The sequence below is a fragment of the Halpernia frigidisoli genome, from assembly GCF_900113805.1.
GTDB lineage: Bacteria > Bacteroidota > Bacteroidia > Flavobacteriales > Weeksellaceae > Halpernia > Halpernia frigidisoli.
Genome location: NZ_FOQT01000001.1, coordinates 259,197 through 275,474 on the forward strand (window position 1 = coordinate 259,197; position 16,278 = coordinate 275,474).

Consider the following 16,278-nt stretch of genomic DNA (forward strand, 5'->3'; position numbering starts at 1 on the left):
TTGGGTGTAAAATTGGGTGGTATTAATATAACTTACTGATAAACAGTACTATTTGTAGAGAGGATGGGATTCGAACCCACGGTACAGTTGCCCGTACACTAGCTTTCCAGGCTAGCTCCTTCAACCACTCGGACACCTCTCTGATTTGAAGACTGCAAAAGTAGGATATTTTATTGAAACCTAAAAATTGATATTAGGTTTAAATTAAAAAATCAAAATTTAATCTAAAAATGGAAATTATTCAGAAATTTCACCGCGAAGATTTCTTTCAAAATTTTCACTAAATGTTCCACTATAATTAGGATTATCAAGTAAATGCATTGCTTTAGTAATGGCGCTTTCCGCCGTAATATCGGTTCCGCTGATGGCGCCAACTTCTGTGAAAACATTACTATTGTTATATTTTCCGATGGTGACGCCGCCCGAAATACATTGCGAAACAACCACTATTTCAGTTCCATTTTCGCGAAGTTGTTGAAGCGTTTTTTTAGTTTTTTCGGTGTTAAAAATAGTTCCTGATCCGAAAACCTGAAGTATTAAAACTTTCATTTGAGGCAACACATGAAAATGAGAAACCTGCATTCCTGGGAAAATTCGCCAAAATAAAACATCTTGTGAAATATTGAGATCTGCCGAAAATTTTTCATCTTTATCAGCCCGGAAAAGTTGCTCTTTTTCTATATTTAAATGAACACCTGATTGCCCTAAAATCGGATAGTTTGGACTTTGATACGCATCAAAAAACTCTGCGGAATATTTTAAACTTCGATTGCCTCGTAAAAGTTTATATTCAAAATAAAGCGCTACTTCTTGCAAAACGGCTTCATCATTTTCATATAAACTGGTGTAATATAAGCTTGTTAAAAGATTTTCTTTAGCGTCCGTTCGCAGATCACCGATCGGTAGTTGTGAACCTGTTAAAATGACGGGTTTTCTTAAACCTTTTAACATAAAACTCAATGCTGAAGCCGTGTAAGACATGGTGTCAGTTCCGTGAAGAATTAAAAAACCATCAAATTTCTCATAATTTTTCGAAATATAATTGGCGATAATTTTCCATTCTTCCGGTCCCATATCTGAAGAATCCAAAGGGATTTTGAAAGGATGAACGGAAACTTCACATTCCAAAAGTTTCATTTCAGGTATTTTCTCGAAAATATTTTCAAAATTAAATGCGCGCAAACTACCCGTTTCATAATCTTTTTCCATGCCGATCGTGCCACCAGTGTAGATGAGAAGTACTTTTCTTTTCATGCGCTAAAATTAGACATTTTAAATCAAGAACAAAGAATGAAGAACAAAGAGTTAAGATTTAAATTTTTAAATTAAATTTTGCTAAAAACTAAAAACTAAAAACTAAAAGGTATAACTGACAATTATCAACTATTAACCAACAACTAAATTTCCTTACTTTTGCTACTCAATTAAAAGTTTTGAAAGATTATTATTATTTTCTCGGTGTTTCTGCAAATTCTTCAGACGAAGAAATCAAAAAAGCTTACCGGAAATTATCTTTAAAATACCATCCTGACAAAACGGACAACGACGAATTCTTCGAAAACCGTTTTAGAGAAGTGCAGGAAGCCTATGAAACTTTAAGCAATCATGATTCACGAAAAATTTATGATGCTAATTTTTCTTTGCCTAAACAAAATACGCGTAACAATTTGCCACCTTATATTAAAACTTTTTCGGCAAACAAAATTCGGGTAAAAAAAGGCGAAGAGGTGATCATTACGTGGCAAACCCAAAATGCAGATGTCGTTAAAATTTTACCTTTTGGCCTAGAAAAATCTTACGGCGAAAGAACTTTTAAAATAACAGAATTTGTTGACGGCAAGTTTCAGATCTTGCTTCACGCAATGAATTCTTCCGTTCAAAAAACCGTTGTGAAAGGAATAACGATCATTGAAGTTTTTGAAAACGACAGAGAAAAAATAAAATCTGAGGTTCAGGATTTACTTAAACCTCAAAAAAAATCTGCTCGAAATCCATCAGGTTCACCAAAAATTTTCAGGTATTTGCTGATAGTTTTTATCTTAATTATGCTTTTATTTTTTGTTTTAAACAATTTTTAATAGCAATAATTTACCTTTAAATTTTCTTCTATACTATTGATAAATATCATCTATTTAAATAATCAGATGTTGCCGACTCACTTGAAAATTCGTAATTTTACGAACCTACATTCAACAAAAAATATCGTAAAATAATATGAACACACAGCAGTTTGTTAATCGCCACATTAGTCTAAACGAAAGTGATACACAGGAAATGCTCAAAAAAATTGGCGTTTCTGATATTTCAGAATTAATTTCTCAAACCATTCCGGATTCTATCAGATTAGAGAAAGATCTCAATATTTCTGAGCCGCTTTCAGAATATGAAATGCTGGCACATTCTAAAGAATTGGCGTCAAAAAATCTGATATTTGATAATTATATTGGTTTTGGTTACCACAACGTTATTTTGCCTTCTGCTATTCAAAGAAATATTTTAGAAAACCCAAGTTGGTACACTGCTTACACGCCTTATCAGGCGGAAATTGCACAAGGAAGACTGGAGGCACTTTTAAATTACCAGACTATGGTAGTTAGTTTAACAGGTTTGCCAATTGCAAATGCATCACTTTTAGATGAATCTACGGCGGCTGCAGAAGCGATGCACATGTTTTTTGAAAGTAGAAGTAAAGATCAGAAAAAAGGGGAAGCAATTAAATTTTTTGTGTCAGATTTGGTTTTGCCACAGACAATTTCAGTTTTAAAAACTAAAGCAAAAGGTTTAGGAATTGATGTGATCATTGGCAACCATAAAAATCACCAGTTTAACGAATCCTATTTCGGAGTTTTACTTCAGTATCCAGGAAAGAATGGTGGCATTTTAGATTACACGGAAAATATAAAATCTTATAAAGAACACAATTTACAAGTCGTTGTGGCTTGTGACCCGATGTTTTTAATTAAAGCAAAATCGCCCGCAGATATGGGCGCAGATTGCGCGGTGGGAACTTCGCAACGTTTCGGAATTCCGATGGGTTACGGCGGTCCTCACGCAGCATTTTTTGCATGTAAAGAATCTTACAAAAGAGATATTCCGGGAAGAATTATTGGTGTTTCTCAGGATATGTACGGAAAACGTGCGCTGAGAATGGCTTTGCAAACGCGCGAACAACACATTAAAAGAGAAAAAGCAACTTCAAATATTTGTACCGCGCAGGTTCTTTTGGCGGTTATGGCCTCAATGTATGCTGTTTATCATGGACCAAAAGGTTTAAATTTTATCGCCGACCAAATTCATTTTAAAACAATTGCTTTAAAAGAAGGTTTATTGGCTTTAGGATATGACTTGGTCGAAGAGCCAATTTTTGACACGGTAAAATTCAGAATGCATCCGGAAGATAAAAATGCATTGATGTTTTTAATGCGCGACAGTAAAATCAATTTAAATTATTTTTCAGAAGGTTTCGTAAGTGTTTCTTTAAATGAAACTTCTACAATGGCGAAACTTCAGCGCTTGTTTGACGCTTTTGCGCAATTCGTAGATAAGCAAAGTTTTAAATTAAAGTTGCGTGAAGAAGTTCAGATTCCGGCTGAAATTTTGCGTAAAGACGAAATTTTAACGGAAGATGTATTTAATTCTTACCATACCGAAACAGAATTAATGCGTTACATCAAAAGACTGGAACGTAAAGATCTATCCTTAACGGATTCTATGATCTCGCTTGGTTCTTGTACCATGAAACTGAATGCAGCGACAGAAATGTTGCCAATTTCCTGGGCAGAATGGGGAAGTGTGCATCCTTTTGTACCTACCGAACAAGCAGGAGGTTATCAGGAAATGATTAAAGAACTTGAAAAAGATCTCTCAGAAATTACTGGTTTTGCAGGAACTTCTTTACAGCCAAATTCTGGTGCGCAAGGTGAATATGCAGGTTTAATGGTGATTAGAGAATATCAAAAATCAATTGGCGAAGGTCATAGAAATATTGTATTAATTCCACAATCTGCCCACGGCACAAATCCGGCTTCCGCGGTTATTGCCGGCGGAAAAGTGGTAGTTGTGAAAAATTTGGAAAGCGGAGAAATTGATTCTGAAGATCTGAAAGCAAAAGCAGAAATGCATAAAGAAAATCTTTCTGCAGCAATGATCACTTATCCCTCAACTTATGGTGTTTTCGACGAAAACATTAAGGAAATCACCAAAATAATTCACGATAACGGCGGTCAGGTTTACATGGACGGCGCGAATATGAATGCTCAGGTTGGTTTCACAAGTCCGGGGAATATTGGCGCGGATGTTTGCCACTTAAATTTACATAAAACCTTCGCAATTCCTCATGGTGGCGGCGGTCCGGGTGTTGGTCCAATTTGCGTTGCGGCACATTTGGTTCCTTTTTTACCGACCAATGCAAATATTAAAGTGGGGACAAAACAATCAATTGACGGTATATCCGGTGCACCTTATGGTTCGGGTTTAATTTTAAATATTTCTTATGCTTATATTAAAATGCTTGGAACTTCAGGTTTAATGAAAGCCACAGAACATGCGATTTTAAATGCTAATTATTTAAAAGAAGTTTTAGGCGAACATTTTCCAATTCTTTACGTTAATAAAAAAGGTAGAGTTGCGCATGAATGTATCTTAGATTTCCGACAGTTTAAAGCCATCGGAATTGAAGTAGTTGATGTAGCAAAACGTTTGATGGATTATGGTTATCACGCACCGACAATGAGTTTTCCTGTTGCCGGAACCATGATGATCGAGCCAACAGAATCTGAAAGCAAAGAAGAAATGGATCGTTTTGCAGCGGCTTTAATTTCCATTAAAAAAGAAATTGATGAGGTAGCAAATGGCGATGCAGACGAGAAAAATAACGTCCTAAAAAATGCACCACACACAATGGAACTGGTAATTTCCGACAATTGGGACAAACCTTATTCCCGTGAAAAAGCGGCTTATCCATTAGATTGGGTTCGCAGTAGAAAATTCTTCGCCTCGGTTTCCAGAGTTGATGATGCTTTTGGTGATAGAAATTTGGTTTGCACCTGCGCGCCGATTGAAAGTTATATGGAATAAATTAGAAATTAAATTTTATAGAAAATCCCTTTCGGTGACGAAGGGGATTTTTTTCTTTTTGTCAAAATTTTTATTTTACGCTGGCGCAAGCATCTTGCTTGTGCTCATTGGTGAATACGAGCGTGACGCCCGCACAAGCAAGGGATGTTATGTTTTTAATCGGTTAATGTTAGTTCCATAGCAAGAATACAGTAACTATTTGTATTAGTCGTTATATCTTTAATCACTGGCTCCCAATTGTTACCTCTAAAAATTTTTGTCTTATTTTCATCCTGATTTAGGATAGTTCCGAACGAAGGAGAGTATGATTTGCCTAACAGTTTTTCGCTACTATTTTTAGTGGTATATTTATATTCATATAAATTTTTTTGATTTTTGATCCAATCTACAGCGATAAAAATTCCACTTTGAGGAATTGTGACATTTGTGAATGATAAATCTACCTCAGTTTTATGTTTACCTTTTTTTGCAATTCCAATAATGTTTTTGTTATATAATTCATTCGAAGGATTACCATAATTATCAACCGAATAAACTCTAACGTTGAATATTGCATTTTCCACATTGCTTTTGGTTAAAATTTTTATCTTTTTCAAAAATTTATTTTTGTAAGATTTGTTTCCAAAGAATTTTCCGATTATCCACGATGAATTTTGTGTCGCAGATAATCCATAGTATTGATTGATTTTGGATGCTTTAAATTCGTCAAGCAGTATTTCATTTTGGTTTTTTCTTTTAAATAGAATAACTTCTTGCAATAGTTTTTCTTTCGGAATAAGTTCTATTGTAGAATTGTTTTGCGTTAAATCAAGTCTGATTTTTTCATATCCCACAGCGTTTATTAAAACTTGAGATTTCTTTTCAAAAAAGAAATTTCCTAAAGAATCAGATGACGTTCCGAAATCACTATTTTGAGATTTTATGTTAGCATAAATGACCGGTGTTTTATCAATGCCGTCAATCAGCAAAAACTTAGAAAGTTGTGCATTTACGAAAAATGTGTTTAAAACGAAAAATATTAATATTAGATGTGTCTTCATAAAATGTTGCATTATGTTTTGTGGCTTTGCGATGGTGTCGCTTAGAATCTAAAATATTTAAACTTGCGAAAATATCTTAATATTGCAAAACCGATGTTATAAGATGTTTCTTCTAGTCCTCTAATTCAATCGGATTAAATCCATTCTTCCTCGTTTCATTTTTTCTCGGTTTTTCTTTTTGGTCGTTGAAAAATTGAGTGCCCATAGACTCAAATTCGTGTTTAGCATTCGCTTTAAAATTTTCCTTTGCTTCAATTAAGTCTTTGCTTGTGGTTATTTTCGCATTTTTATAATATATTCCACTTACTGATACAAGTTTGCCCTTCAATTTGGAACTTGGTATTGATCTTACCAATTCAAAATCGTAATCTCCAGTTCTATCAGTTATTTTGACAATCAAACCTGGTAGGCCGCTAAATTTATAAGGACCATAGGGAAAGGGGATTTGGGTTGAATACCAGGCAATCCAATCTCTTCCTTTATATCTTACTTCTGCTTTTTCACAAACAATTGAATTAATGACTTTAGTTTCATCAATCAGATTCCATTTATCGATTATTGGGGTCGTATATGTTAATAAAGTCATTCCTACTGTCGTGTAATATTTAAAGTCATCATTTGTTTGGATGATTACATAACTTGATGATTTCAGGGATGAAAGATTTGTCAAATCAATCTTTGCATTTCCTTTGTTATATTCTGTAGTAAAAAGCGAATCAAATTTTAACTTGTTTTCACTGATGAAAAATGCGCGTCTGTCACTTATTTGAAGTGAAAAAAGTTCCTTGTAGACGTAATCTGGACTTAAACTATTGGGTTTACATTGAAGCAAATAAGTGAATTTACCCCGTAGAGAGTCATTTTTAGAAGTCTGGGAAAAAGATAATGAGAAGAATAATAAAAATATAATTTTTAGAATTTTGCATTTTTTTGAATTCATAAAAAGTAAATTAAGAAGAACCGCCCAAAGTGAGCACAAACTATATCTGAACGATTGATTGATTTTTATTTTAGATTAAAATGGTGAATCAAAACTTGATCTATTTGAAATACAAGTGATGATTGTGGTTTTTAAGGTTGCCAAGTTTAAATAGCGATTATCTTTAAAAATGTCACTAATTCGAGAAGTGTTATCCCATTTTCCAGCGCGTATCTTTCAAATCCTTCTGTTCTTCTTTAGTCAAAAAAGTCCACCAACGTCCAATATGTTTTGATCTACCAATTAATTCTGCGACCGCAAAATAAATTGCGCAAAATAATATAATTGGAATAACTATATCGTATCGAGTATCATATTACTGTTTTTTGAGGTGAAGTATAAAAATTTCCAACAACTAGTTTATGTGCTCTATTAATGAAATAAATACACCGATTTTTGTAAAGTTTTGTCTCACGTTTTTTAATTTTTTATAACTCAAATATAGTAATAATCTTAATATTTAAAAGTTTAGAATTAAAAATAATTACAGCAAATGAATAACTAACTGTTATAATTTTGTTATAACTTTACTAAAAATTAATTTTATGACCACAAAATTGAGAAAAATAGGAAATTCTTCCGGTATTATTTTAAGTAAAATAATTTTAGAAGAACTGAATATTGAACCTAAAGATGAATTAGAATTGATTGTTGAGGACGGCAAAATTTTAATTCAAAAAATAACCGAGCCAAGACAAAACTGGAAAGAACAATTCTTAAAAGCCGGTTCTTTGAAAGATTTTGATAATGAAATGACTTTCTCAAACAAATTTGACGAAGAAGAATGGACGTGGTAAAAAGATTTGAAATTTATTTCGTAGAATTTGATCCCACAAAAGGTTCAGAAATAAATAAAACCAGACCGGGCGTAATTCTCTCGCCAAATGAAATGAACGACGCATTAAATACAGTTATCATGTCACCTTTGACTACTTCTTTAAAAAATTATCCGTCGCGGGTAAACTGTAAAGTGAAGGGAAAAGACGGTCAAATTGCATTAGACCAACTTCGCTGTGTTGATAAATCGAGATTGAAAAATAAACTGGCAAAATTATCCGAAAATGAACAATCTGACGTTTTTGAAGTTTTGAAAAAAATGTTTTCTTTATAATGCATTCTTTATTTACTTTAAAGCCGGTTTCATTTTATATTCTTCCCAAAGCACTTCAAGACTTTTCCCCGTATTTTTCTTCCAGAAATCTGGCGTGTAATTATTATTCCTCGCATCACTATCTAATTTTATAATTAAATTTTTGTCATAATTTTGAGTGAGCCAAACAAAGAATCTTGCGGTAATTCGGTAAGAATTATCAAAATTATTTTCTGGTTTTAGATCGGGCATTTTCCAATTTGCTTTTTCGTTATTCACGCCTTCCGTCGCGCGGACATAATCTGCAACGCCTTCTGTAAGCCAATTTGGGATTTTTTCATCTTTATAATTTTGAACGATGTGCATCAATTCGTGTGTGATTACATCCAAATCTTAGGGGTTTTTTGCAAACCATTCCGGGTTAAATGTGATGATGCCGTTGTCAGTTTCCGCCACGCCTTTATAATTTTTATCAATAACGAAGGTGACTTTTTTCAAAGAATTTTTGTTGTATTTATGTATAAGTTTTGGATATTGCAGAAAATACATATCTACAAATCTTTGCTTATAAGCATTTGTAAAAACCGAATGATTATCGATCAACATTAATGAAAGATCGCCTTTTGTTTCATTAATGATTTGATTTTTAAACATCGAACGATCTGAAGTTGTCGTCTTTTGATTTAGTTCTTTATAAATTGGTTCATTTTTAGAGAAAGAATAAGGCAGATCGCTGTCCGAATATTTTCTATTTTCATTGGGTTTTACGCCCATTTCAAAATCTAAAGTTCCACCTTTTAGCATTTCGAAATGATTTAAAAATGTCTTAGAATAATTTTTTCCATTAAATTTTTGAGAAGAAATGTATTTATTTTCAGCACTGTTTTTTGGCGCGTTAATGACAAACTTTTTACCATTTTCAAAAGTCAAAGTTATTTTTTTAAATAGTGGCGCACCAATTACGTATTCGGGTGTAGCGGGACAAACTGGATAAAATCCCATCGCAGAAAAAACATACCAGGCGCTTGTTTGGCCATTATCTTCGTCGCCGCAATAGCCATCCGGCGTGGGTTGATACATTCTGTTCATTGTTTCCCGCAGCCAGTATTGCGCTTTGTAAGACTGTTCCGCATAATTATAAAGATAGATCATGTGTTGAATGGGCTGATTGCCGTGGGCATACTGTCCCATATTTGCGATCTGCATTTCCCGAATTTCGTGAATGGTTCCGCCGTAATAACTGTCGTCAAAATCCGGCGCCATAGAAAAAACGGAGTCCAGCATTTTTGCAAAAACTTTTTTTCCGCCCATTAAATTTTGTAATCCATTGATATCATGAAAAACGCTCCATGTGTAATGCCACGCGTTTCCTTCCGTAAAAGCATCGCCCCATTTTAGCGGATTAAATGGACTCTGAAAAGTGCCGTCAAAATTTCTTCCGCGCATTAAATTAGTTGATTTATCGAAAACGTTTTTATAATTCAGCGCCCGTTGTGCATATTTTAATTTAATGCTTTTATTAATGTTTTTATCTTTTATAAACTGATAAATACTGAAATCATCGTAAGCATATTCTAATGTTCGTGCAGCATTTTCATTGATATTCACATCATAAGGAACGTAGCCAATTTTATTATAATAATCAACGCCAAATCTTCCAACTGCGCTCATCGGGCCTTCCTTATTGGCACCATTTTCAAGAGCATTCCATAAAATTTCAGTGTCCTGATCCGGAATTTTTTTAATAAAAGCATCCGCCACGACCGACGCAGAATTATTACCTATCATAATATCCGAAAAACCCGGACTGCTCCATTCCGGCAAAAATCCGCCTTCCCGATAATCATTAGCCAAACCTTGCTGCATTTCTGAACTTATTTTCGGATTTAATAAATTAATTAAAGGATATAAAGCGCGAAAAGTATCCCAAAAACCGGTTCCGCCAAACATATAGCCGTTCTCAATTTTCCCATTATAAGGTGAGTAATGTACAATTTTCCCGGTTGCATCTTTTTCATATAATTTGTTTGGAAATAAAGCAGTTCTGTAAAGGCAACTGTAAAATGTTCTGGTCTGTTCGTCTGTTCCGCCTTCTACCAAAGCTTTTCCTAAAATATCATTCCATAACTGATGTGTTTCTTTTTGAACTTCTGTAAAAGTTTTATTGCCGACTTCCCTTTTTAAATTGAGTTCCGCTTGTTCTAAACTGATGAAAGATGACGCCACCTTTGCGGTCACAATTTGATTTTTTTTAGTAATATTAAAACCAACCACCGCGCCGGAATGCTCGCCCGTAGTTTCAAGTTGACCTAATAATTCTTCTTTTTGCCAGGTTTTCATTTCGGAAAAAGGCGTGTCAAAAGTGATGACAAAATAATTGGCAAAATTTTCCAGTTTTCCTCGTCTGTAATATTTATTGTAACCGATAATTTTATTTTCTGAAGGAATTATTTTAACATGACTTCCTTTGTTAAAAGCGTCCAAAACCACATAAGAATCTGCTTTTGTGCCGAAAGTAAATTTAAAAATTGCCGCTCTTTCAGTCGGTGTAATTTCTGTGGTAATATTGTAATCAGCGAGATAAACGCTGTAATAATCTGGTTTGGAAATTTCAGATTTGTGGCTGAACCAACTTTGTCTTTCTTCTTCTTTAAATTTTAATTTTCCTGAAATTGGCATTAAGGAAAAAACACCATAATCGTTCATCCACGGACTTGGTTGATGAGTTTGTTTAAATCCACGGATTTTTTCTTCAGAATATCTGTATTGCCATCCATCGCCATTTTTCCCGGTCTGCGGCGTCCACATATTCATTCCCCAAGGTGTGGAAATTGCGGGATAAGTGTTTCCGTTAGACAGATCTGGTTTAGAAAATGTGCCCATTAATGGATTGACGTATTTTACCAGGTCTTTTTCCTGCGCAAATAAAATGGAATTTGAAAATAAGGAAGAAATAAAAAGCAGTGATAATTTGAAACTTTTCGTCATTGGATTGGATTTAAAAACAGTCAATATTTTGCTAAAGTACTAAAAATACAAGTCAAACTTTAAGAAAGGAAAAGAACTTAAAAATTGTTTTAAAACATTGAAAATTTAAATTTTATGATGGAAAATCTAAAATAATACCTTCTATATCAATTCAGTTAATATTATTACATTATTAAATTTTAATTTCATTATATTGTCAACTACAAAATATAAAAGATGGATCTGAACACGATGTCTGGTTTAATATCAGGAAAACTCACAAACTGGACTGAAGCACTTATCAAATTGCTTCCAAACATCATTTTGGCAGCTGTCATATTGGTGCTTGGCATTTACATTTCTAAGTTTGTACGCAAAATATCTAGGAAAATTATTGGTAAAGTTTCCTACAACGTCACTTTGAATAATCTTTTCAGCTCCATCATTTATCTAGTGGTAATGGGCGTTGTTATCTTCACTGTTCTCACTGTTTTACAGTTGGATAAAGCGGTAACTTCGATTTTGGCGGGTGCGGGAATTTTAGGTTTGGCTTTGGCTTTCGCTTTTCAGGATATTGCTTCAAATTTCATGTCGGGAATTTTTATTTCTTTCAGAAAACCTATAAAAGTAGGAGACATCGTGAAATTGAAAGATTATATGGGAAAAGTGATCGAGATCAATTTGAGAGATACGGTGATTCAGACTTTTGAAGGGCAAACGATTATAATTCCTAATAAAGAGGTTTACCAAAACGCAATTGATAATTATTCTTTCATCGCTAAACGTCGCTTAGATTTAAAACTTGGCGTTTCTTATGGTGATGATCTGGCAAAAGTTCAGGAAATTACTAAAAAAGCAGTTTCTGATCTGGAAAATCGCGCTATGGAAGATGAAATTACCGTTTTCTTTGTAGAATTTGGCGACAGCTCGATCAATTTATCCTGTAGAATTTGGTTAAATTCCTCAGAACAACCAGTTTTCGTAAAGGCAAGAAGCGAAGCGATCATGAAGATAAAAGCAGCGTATGATGCAAATGATATCATGATTCCGTTTCCGATCCGTACTTTGGATTTTGGAATAAAAGGCGGTACAACGATGACGGAAATGCCGGTCGCTTTTTTAAGTAAATCTGAGAATAGCGGTGATTAAATGTTTGCTTTAATTATTTCTTTTATTTAAATTTTTAGCTCAGATTATTTTTAAAATGACTTCACTCAATCAACTTTTTACCCATCAAAGAACAGGGAATCATTCTGTGGTTTCGGCTTCAAGAACAGATTTTCAAAGGGATTTTGACCGGATTATATTTTCTTCTGCATTTAGAAGACTGCAAAATAAAACACAGGTTTTTCCTTTGCCTGGAAGCGTTTTTGTGCATAACCGATTGACGCATTCTCTGGAAGTTTCATCTGTGGGACGAAGTTTGGGAAGTTTAGCGGGCGAATTTATAACTGGAAATTTTTCTGGAGATTTAAATGAAAATTCTAAAACTTTTTACCAGCATAATTTAAGCAACGTAATTGCCGCTGCTTGTTTGTGCCATGATGTTGGAAATCCTGCTTTTGGACATTCCGGCGAAGACGCCATTGCCAGTTATTTTGAAAAAAATGAGAAAGATTTAAAGCAAAAATTTAACGAAAAAGAATGGGCAGATCTTATTAATTTTGAAGGAAATGCCAATGCAATCCGTGTTTTAACACACCAACAAAAAGGAAAAGATGTTGGTGGAACTCAATTGACTTTTACAACTTTAGCGAGTATCGCAAAATACCCTTGTGAGGCAATCGCCAGGAAAAAAGGATTTGTAAACCGAAAGAAATTTGGCTTTTTTCAAAATGAAAAAGAAACTTTTCAGGAAATGGCAAAATCGACCGGAATTTTAGAAGAAAATAATGAACCTTTAATTTATAAAAGACATCCCTTCGTTTGGCTCGTAGAAGCGGCGGACGATATTTGCTATAATATTATTGATATGGAGGATGCGCACAGATTGGGCATTGTTTCGACCTCAGATTGTGAAAATCTATTTTTTGATTTAATAAAATCTGAAAATCAAAATACCGATAGAGTAGAGGAAAAATTAAAATTTATCACCAACTCCAATGAACGGATTTCTTATTTGCGCGCAAAGGTCATTAATGCTTTAATAAATCAGTCTTTGCATTTGTTTAAGTCAAATTTTAATGAAATTTTAGATGGCACTTTAAACGAAGCATTATTGGATATTTACCGAAAAGAAAATCCAACTTTACAGGAAATTGAACGGTTTTCTATTAAAAAAATTTATAATCACAAAGCAGTTATTGAAATTGAAAATGCTGGTTATAATGTGATGTATGAGCTTTTAAATCATTTTATTCCGACGGTTTTAAAATCAAAAGATAAACAAAAATCTTATGATAAAATGGCTTTAAAGCTTTTGCCTGAACAGTTTGTTTACAATGAAGGTAAAGATTATGAAAAAGTTTTGGGCGTTTTAGATTTTGTCTCTGGCATGACGGATAATTATGCAACGGATCTTTATCGAAAGATAAAAGGAATCGATATTGGAATGACGATGTAAAATTAGATTATCAGTTTAAAATTCCATATCTTTAGAATTAATATTTAAAATAAAACACCATGTACGCTTTACCAATAATTGGCTTTTTCCTTTTAATCACACTTTTCGCTTCTTTTTTTACCGTAAAACAGGAATCTGCAGCAGTTGTGGAACGTTTAGGTAAATTTTTAAAAGTTTGCGATTCAGGTTTGCACTTGAAAATCCCTTACATTGATCAAATTTCTAAAAGATTGAATCTTCGTATTCAGCAATTAGATGTGATGATCGACACTAAAACTTTGGACAATGTTTTCGTTAAAATGAAAGTTTCTGTTCAGTATCAGGTTATTAGAACCAATGTAAAAGATGCTTACTATAAATTAGAAAATCCTGAAAATCAAATTACATCTTATGTTTTTGATGTTGTTCGTGCGGAAGTGCCAAAAACCCGTCTGGATGATGTTTTTGTAAGAAAAGATGATATTGCGAACGCCGTTAAAAATGAATTGCAGGAAGCGATGCAAAGTTATGGTTATGATATAATTAAAGCTTTAGTAACGGATATCGATCCTGATGAACAGGTGAAACACGCAATGAACAGAATTAATGCCGCGGAACGTGAAAAAACCGCCGCAGAATATGAATCTGAAGCACAAAGAATTAGAATTGTTGCTGTTGCAAAAGCTGAGGCAGAATCTAAAAAATTGCAAGGACAAGGTATTGCAGATCAAAGAAGAGAGATTGCGAGAGGTTTGGAAGAGTCGGTAAGAATGCTGAACGGCGTAAACATTGGTTCTCATGAAGCATCTGCATTAATAGTGGTTACACAGCATTATGATACGTTGCATTCGATCGGATCGAGTAACAGAAGTAGTTTAGTTCTCCTTCCAAACACACCGACGACCGGAACTTCGATGTTAAATGATATGATGACAGCAATGATCTCAGCTACGAAAGTTGATGAACTCGACAGGGGTAAACTTCCACCAGCGCCAAAAGATCACTTGCATTCTTAAAATTCAAAAATAAAAAAAAACGCTCAAATTATTTTGAGCGTTTTTTTTTATTTTTAAAAATTTTACTGGTATCTCTCGTGTTCTTTTCTTTTGGAGAGAAACGAAATAAGAGGTTTGAAAAAACTTTTATACTTCTCTGCATCAAATACCTGTGAATCTGTTAAAGCTTTATAAGTAAGCCAAACTCCGAAAGGAAATAAGACTATATTTGGAAGCCACGCCGCTGTGTAAGGGTTAAATTTCCCTGTCCAGGCGAGGTTTTCTACCGTAAGATTTATTACGTAAAAGATTATAAAAACTATAATCGCCATTACAACCGGTAATCCCAAACCACCTTTTCTTATTATCGAACCTAAACTGGCGCCAATTAAAAAGAATATTATGCAGGTAAAAGAATAGGCAAAAATTCTTTGCTGATACATCACAACACGGCTGTAATATTTTATTGTTTGTAATATTTGATCCTGTTTTCCAACATTTACATTTTTTAAATTCTGGATTTTGGTATAAGCAGAAAGCAAGACATCAAGCTTATTTTTTTCTTTTACAGTGTCAAGTTTTATTTGCTGAACTACAGGTTTTTTACTTTTTACTACATCAACATAGCTGATATAATTATTTGTCTGACTAACAAATTCATCGCCAATTCCGCTAAAATTCACCTTATTGTCTTTCCTGTTTTGAACAATTGTTTTGTTAAGTTGGGTAAAATTTTCAAAACGATAATCATCTGTAATTTTTTGATCTTCCAGTGCATTTTTTATTAATTCGCTGATATCAAAATGTGAAACCAAAGTGTCAAATTTTATAGACTGGTCAGGCTGTTTTTGTCGTTCACGGTAATCTTTATTGCTGATATTATCATCAAAAATATAACCGTCGTAAAGCACCAGTTTCAGATAATTTTTATCTTTTCCAGGTGTGAATTTTCCGCGTTTTGCAACAATTGATTGTTGATCTTCGTATGAATTGGCTTTTTTATGAACGAAAACTCCTTCAATTCTTTCTCCTTTTTCACCGGTAATTTTGTCAAATTTCACTTGAAAACCGGGTATTTGATCGATGAACTGTCCCGGCGTGAAGTTTAAAGCAGGTTTTGTAGCAGCAATATTATAAAACATATTTTTCGCCTTTCGCTGAAAATCGGGGATAATATTGTTTGAAAAAAAGAAGAGTAAAACAGCTAAAAATGAGACCGTAAAAAATAGGGGAAGCATAATTCTGGTCAGAGAAATACCCGCAGCTTTCATCGCAGCAAGCTCATACTGTTCACCCAAAGTCCCAAAAGTCATTATCGAAGAAAGTAGTATTGTCAAAGGCAAAACAAGCGTTATTACACTAACTCCCATATAAAAAAGGAGTTTTAAAATTTCCCAGTAGCTTAAACCTTTACCCAAAAACTGACCGAGTTGAATCCATATAATATTGACAATGAAGATAAAAAACAGCACACTGAAAATAAAAATAAAGGGCCCGAAAAAAGTTTTAATGATATACCAATCCAGTTTTTTAAACATGCGCCAAATTTAAACAAAAAGCCTCAAAGTTTTACTTTAAGGCTTATTTTT

General features: G+C 33.7%; 13 protein-coding genes and 1 tRNA gene. 7 read left to right on the top strand and 7 right to left on the bottom strand.

The window, feature by feature from the left end:
• Positions 1-55: 55 nt before the first annotated feature.
• Both BM238_RS01250 and BM238_RS01255 read right to left on the bottom strand, forming a co-directional pair.
• Positions 56-142: transfer RNA gene (locus tag BM238_RS01250), tRNA-Ser, on the bottom strand.
• A 95-nt stretch (positions 143-237) separates the two neighbouring features.
• A complete protein-coding gene (locus tag BM238_RS01255) occupies positions 238-1,254 on the bottom strand; it encodes an asparaginase (RefSeq protein ID WP_090078374.1) in 1,017 nt (338 codons plus the stop codon).
• Positions 1,255-1,433: 179 nt separating this feature from the next.
• On the opposite strand from BM238_RS01255, the gene BM238_RS01260 reads away from it, so the two are divergent.
• Both BM238_RS01260 and gcvP read left to right on the top strand, forming a co-directional pair.
• Positions 1,434-2,078, top strand: a complete 645-nt coding sequence (locus tag BM238_RS01260; RefSeq protein ID WP_090078375.1) for a J domain-containing protein — start codon at positions 1,434-1,436, stop codon at positions 2,076-2,078.
• A 136-nt stretch (positions 2,079-2,214) separates the two neighbouring features.
• Positions 2,215-5,076 (top strand): aminomethyl-transferring glycine dehydrogenase, encoded by a 2,862-nt coding sequence (gene gcvP, locus BM238_RS01265; protein ID WP_090078376.1) that lies wholly within the window; start codon positions 2,215-2,217, stop codon positions 5,074-5,076.
• A 155-nt stretch (positions 5,077-5,231) separates the two neighbouring features.
• Here the strand turns inward: gcvP and BM238_RS01275 are convergent, their stop codons facing one another.
• On the bottom strand, positions 5,232-6,116 hold the full coding sequence (locus BM238_RS01275; protein WP_143093331.1) for a peptidase associated/transthyretin-like domain-containing protein: 885 nt from the start codon (positions 6,114-6,116) through the stop codon (positions 5,232-5,234).
• Positions 6,117-6,228: 112 nt separating this feature from the next.
• On the bottom strand, positions 6,229-7,056 hold the full coding sequence (locus BM238_RS01280) for a GLPGLI family protein (RefSeq protein ID WP_090078379.1): 828 nt from the start codon (positions 7,054-7,056) through the stop codon (positions 6,229-6,231).
• Positions 7,057-7,640: 584 nt separating this feature from the next.
• On the opposite strand from BM238_RS01280, the gene BM238_RS01285 reads away from it, so the two are divergent.
• On the top strand, positions 7,641-7,892 hold the full coding sequence (locus BM238_RS01285) for an AbrB/MazE/SpoVT family DNA-binding domain-containing protein (protein ID WP_090078380.1): 252 nt from the start codon (positions 7,641-7,643) through the stop codon (positions 7,890-7,892).
• Positions 7,880-8,206 carry a type II toxin-antitoxin system PemK/MazF family toxin gene (locus BM238_RS01290; protein WP_090078381.1) on the top strand — a complete coding sequence of 109 codons (327 nt, stop codon included), beginning with the start codon at positions 7,880-7,882 and terminating at the stop codon, positions 8,204-8,206. The genes BM238_RS01285 and BM238_RS01290 overlap by 13 nt, the downstream gene beginning before the upstream one ends.
• A 12-nt stretch (positions 8,207-8,218) precedes the next feature.
• On the opposite strand, the gene BM238_RS01295 is transcribed toward BM238_RS01290, so the two are convergent.
• Positions 8,219-8,575, bottom strand: a complete 357-nt coding sequence (locus tag BM238_RS01295) for a basic secretory protein-like protein (protein WP_090078382.1) — start codon at positions 8,573-8,575, stop codon at positions 8,219-8,221.
• A 3-nt stretch (positions 8,576-8,578) separates the two neighbouring features.
• Positions 8,579-11,173 carry a GH92 family glycosyl hydrolase gene (locus BM238_RS01300; protein WP_090079075.1) on the bottom strand — a complete coding sequence of 865 codons (2,595 nt, stop codon included), beginning with the start codon at positions 11,171-11,173 and terminating at the stop codon, positions 8,579-8,581.
• Positions 11,174-11,389: 216 nt separating this feature from the next.
• Between BM238_RS01300 and BM238_RS01305 the strand changes: the two genes are divergently transcribed.
• From BM238_RS01305 to BM238_RS01315, 3 genes are read left to right on the top strand one after another with little or no spacing between them, the layout of a single operon-like run.
• Positions 11,390-12,301, top strand: a complete 912-nt coding sequence (locus BM238_RS01305; RefSeq protein ID WP_090078383.1) for a mechanosensitive ion channel family protein — start codon at positions 11,390-11,392, stop codon at positions 12,299-12,301.
• Between the two features lie 55 nt (positions 12,302-12,356).
• A complete protein-coding gene (locus BM238_RS01310) occupies positions 12,357-13,715 on the top strand; it encodes a deoxyguanosinetriphosphate triphosphohydrolase (RefSeq protein ID WP_090078384.1) in 1,359 nt (452 codons plus the stop codon).
• Between the two features lie 59 nt (positions 13,716-13,774).
• Positions 13,775-14,710: an SPFH domain-containing protein gene (locus BM238_RS01315; RefSeq protein WP_090078385.1), complete on the top strand. Its 936-nt coding sequence runs from the start codon at positions 13,775-13,777 to the stop codon at positions 14,708-14,710.
• 62 nt (positions 14,711-14,772) lie between these two features.
• Here the strand turns inward: BM238_RS01315 and BM238_RS01320 are convergent, their stop codons facing one another.
• On the bottom strand, positions 14,773-16,227 hold the full coding sequence (locus BM238_RS01320; RefSeq protein ID WP_090078386.1) for an LptF/LptG family permease: 1,455 nt from the start codon (positions 16,225-16,227) through the stop codon (positions 14,773-14,775).
• Positions 16,228-16,278: the final 51 nt, after the last annotated feature.